The organism is Mycobacterium sp., from assembly GCF_047975165.1.
Lineage (GTDB): Bacteria > Actinomycetota > Actinomycetes > Mycobacteriales > Mycobacteriaceae > Mycobacterium.
This window is the reverse complement of record NZ_JBKECZ010000067.1, coordinates 1-3,818: the sequence shown is the minus strand read 5'-3', so window position 1 is coordinate 3,818 and position 3,818 is coordinate 1. Positions and strand designations below refer to the sequence as shown.

Annotated in this window: 2 protein-coding genes and 1 pseudogene; 2 read left to right on the top strand and 1 reads right to left on the bottom strand. The window is 72.4% G+C overall.

Translation table 11 applies throughout. The features are described from left to right. Together ACK5M9_RS07570 and ACK5M9_RS07565 are read left to right on the top strand one after the other, a co-directional pair. Window positions 1-1,217, top strand: a 1,217-nt coding sequence (locus ACK5M9_RS07570; protein WP_416892561.1) for a heavy metal translocating P-type ATPase, incomplete at its 5' end; no start/stop codon positions are given. Window positions 1,218-1,265: 48 nt separating this feature from the next. Next, the gene (locus ACK5M9_RS07565; RefSeq protein WP_416892560.1) at window positions 1,266-3,404 is read left to right on the top strand and encodes a heavy metal translocating P-type ATPase; all 2,139 of its coding nucleotides are present in this window, start codon (window positions 1,266-1,268) and stop codon (window positions 3,402-3,404) included. 16 nt (window positions 3,405-3,420) lie between these two features. Here ACK5M9_RS07565 and ACK5M9_RS07560 read toward each other — a convergent pair. After that, window positions 3,421-3,818: pseudogene (locus tag ACK5M9_RS07560) on the bottom strand (hypothetical protein); the annotation flags it as partial.

Sequence of the window (3,818 nt, the reverse complement as noted above, 5' to 3'; positions counted from 1 at the left end):
TCGCCGTCGTGACGCTCGGAGCGAGGCTCGGAGGCGGGTTCCCGGTCCCCGCCGCGGTCACCGCGGCCGTCGCGGTGCGCGGGATCGCGTGCCCCTGCGCGCTCGGGCTCGCCACCCCGACGGCGCTGCTCGTCGGCACGGGTCGCGGGGCCCAGATGGGAATCCTCATCAAGGGGCCCGAGGTGCTCGAGTCGACCCGCAAGGTCGACACCGTCGTGCTCGACAAGACCGGCACCGTGACGAGCGGCAAGATGGCCCTCGTCGACGCGATCGTCGAGCAGGGCGTCGAGCGCGCCGAGCTGCTGCGCCTCGCCGGCGCGCTCGAGCACGCCTCCGAGCACCCGATCGCCCGGGCGATCGCGAGGGGCGCGATCGCGGAACTGAAACACGATGGCGTTTCAGGCGATCGCGGTGCCGCACACGGCGGCAGCCCGGGAAACTGGGCCGGTCGGCTGCCCTCGCCCGAGGGCTTCGCGAACATCGAGGGCAAGGGCGTACAGGGCGTGGTCGACGGGCGCGCGGTGCTCGTCGGTCGCGAGTCGCTGCTGGCCGACCGGGGGCAGCGTCTCTCGCCCGAGCTCGCCGCGACCAAGGCGCAGGCCGAGGGTGAGGGCAAGACTGTCGTCGCGGTCGGCTGGGACGGTGAGGCCCGCGGCATCCTCGTCGTAGCCGACACGGTGAAGCCGACGAGCGCCGAGGCGATCCGGCAGCTGGAGGCCCTGGGCCTCGCCCCGGTGCTGCTCACCGGCGACAACGAGGCGGTCGCCCGACAGATCGCGGCCGAGGTCGGCATCGAGCGCGTGGTCGCCGAGGTGCTGCCGCAGGACAAGGTCGACGTGATCAAGCGGCTGCAGAGCGATGGCAAGCTCGTCGCGATGGTCGGCGACGGCGTCAACGACGCCCCCGCGCTCGCGCAGGCGGACCTCGGGCTCGCGATGGGCACCGGCGCCGACGTGGCGATCGAGGCCTCCGACCTCACCCTCGTGCGAGGCGACCTGCGCGCCGCGGTCGACGCGATCCGGCTCTCACGCAAGACGCTCGGCACGATCAAGACCAATCTGTTCTGGGCCTTCGCCTACAACGTCGCGGCGATCCCGGTCGCGGCGCTCGGCATGCTGAGCCCCATGCTGGCGGGTGCGGCGATGGCGTTCTCCAGCGTTTTCGTCGTCGGCAACAGCCTCCGTTTGCGAGGTTTCAAGAGCATCATCGAGAAGTAGCGCCCGCTCATCGGCTCCGACCGACATCGACCGAATCGAACGCATCCCATGACGAATCCGCATCCGCACGAGCATCATCCGCATGGGCATCATCCGCATGGGCACCGCCCGTGGTCCGGCCATCACGAGCACGAGAGGCACGACGAGCACGGCGCACTGGGCGAACAAGGAGGGCTCGAGGAGCACGGCGGCCACGGCGGGCACGATGCTCATGGCGGTCACGTCGCCCAGTTCCGCCGCCTGTTCTGGATCAACCTAGTCATCGCGATGCCCGTCGTCGCCTTCTCGCCGATGTTCGGCATGCTGCTCGGCTACAGGGCGCCCGGCTGGGCGTCGTGGATCGCCCCCGCCCTCGGCGCGGTCATGTACGTCTGGGGTGGCCGGCCGTTCCTGGCCGGTGCCGTCGGCGAGATCCGGGCCCGCAAGCCCGGCATGATGCTGCTGATTGCCCTCGCGATCACCGTCGCCTTCCTCGCGTCCTGGGCGGCGACGCTCGGCATCGTTCACCACGAACTCGAGTTCTGGTGGGAGCTGGCGCTGCTCATCGTGATCATGCTGCTCGGGCACTGGATCGAGATGCGATCCCTGGCGCAGACGACCTCCGCGCTCGACTCTCTCGCCGCCCTGCTGCCCGACGAGGCGGAGCGCGTCGAGGGCGACTCGGTCGTGACCGTCGCGCCGCACGAGCTGCGCGTCGGCGACGTGGTGCTCGTGCGCCCGGGCGGCAGCGTGCCCGCCGACGGCACGATCGTGGACGGCCGCGCGGACATGGACGAGTCGATGATCACCGGCGAGTCCCGGCCGGTCGCCCGCGGCGCGGGCGACCCTGTCACCGCCGGTACCGTCGCGACCGACTCCGGGCTGCGGGTGCGCATCACCGCAGCGGGCGACGACACGACGCTCGCGGGCATCAACCGGCTCGTCGCCGAGGCCCAGAGCTCGTCGTCGCACGCACAGCGCATCGCCGATCGAGCAGCGGCGCTGCTGTTCTGGTTCGCGCTCGCCGCCGCGGTGGTCACGGCCGTCGTCTGGACGCTCGTCGGCGACCCGGATGCCGCGGTGGTCCGCTCCATCACGGTGCTGGTGATCGCCTGCCCGCACGCCCTCGGCCTCGCGATCCCGCTGGTCGTGTCGATCGCGACCGAGCGGGCCGCCCGCGGGGGCGTGCTGGTCAAGGATCGCCTGGCGCTCGAGTCGATGCGCCTGGTCGATGCGGTGCTCTTCGACAAGACCGGCACGCTCACGAAGGGGGAGCCGGCCGTCATCGAGATCGCTCCCGCCGACGGGTTCGACGCCGATCGGGTGCTCGCTCTGGCGGCGTCCGCCGAGGCCGACAGCGAGCACCCCCTCGCGAAGGCCATCGTCGCCTCCGCGAAGGAGCGCGGCCTCGCCCTCGAGTCCGCGAGCGGATTCTCGTCGTCGCCGGCCGTCGGGGTCGCCGCCACGGTCGACGGGCACGAGATCAGGGTGGGCGGGCCCCGCCTGCTCGAAGAGACCGGACAGCCCGAGGTCTCCGAGGCCGAAGCCTGGAGGCAGGAGGGCGCGATCATCCTGCACGTCGTGCGAGACGGCGAGGCGATCGGCGGGCTGCGGCTCGCCGACGAGATCCGCCCCGAGTCCTGCGAGGCGGTCGAGGCGCTGCACGAGCTGGGCGTAGAGGTCGTGATGATCACGGGCGACGCCGAGTCCGTCGCCCGGCAGGTGGCGGGCGAGCTCGGCATCGACCGGGTCTTCGCCGGCGTGCGCCCCGAGGACAAAGCGGCGAAGGTCGCCGGTCTGCAGCAGGAGGGCAAGCGGGTCGCAATGGTCGGTGACGGCGTCAACGATGCCCCCGCGCTCGCGCAGGCCGACGTCGGCATCGCGATCGGCGCCGGTACCGACGTGGCGATCGCCTCGGCCGGCGTGATCCTCGCCGGCTCCGATCCGCGCTCGGTGCTCTCCGTCATCGAGCTCTCGCGCGCCGCGTACCGCAAGATGAAGCAGAACCTCTGGTGGGCCGCCGGCTACAACCTGATCTCGGTGCCGCTGGCGGCGGGCATCCTCGCCCCGGTGGGGTTCGTGCTGCCGATGTCGGTCGGCGCGGTGCTCATGTCGCTCTCGACCATCGTCGTGGCGCTCAACGCGCAGGTGCTGCGCCGCATCGATCTCGCTCCCGAGGCGAGCACGCGGGCGATCCTCGTCCACTGAGAGCGAGCGCCGCTGCTCAGCCCAGCTGCGCGGCGACCGCCCGCAGCACCTCGTCGGGCGAGGCATCGGCGTCGAACGAGGCCACCACGACGCGGGACGCGCGGCCCTCGCGCCCGAACCAGGGGGAGAAGCGGCCGGTGAGCTCGGCGAGATCGCGCTCGAGGGCGCCGAGGGCGCGGGCGTCGGCCTGGCGCAGCCATCGCCGCAGCGCCGCGTTGTGCACGGCCACGATGCCGGCGGCCAGGGCGATCGGCGCCCACGACGGCGTGCCCGGCGCGGCGATCCGGGAGAGGTAGCCGGCGAAGACGCGCTCGTAGCGATGGGTGATGACGAGCTCGCGCTCGCGCAGCGCGGGCGTCTGCTTCAACAGGTCCGAGCGCTGCCTGGCCGCATCCTCGTCGCGGATCAGCCGGT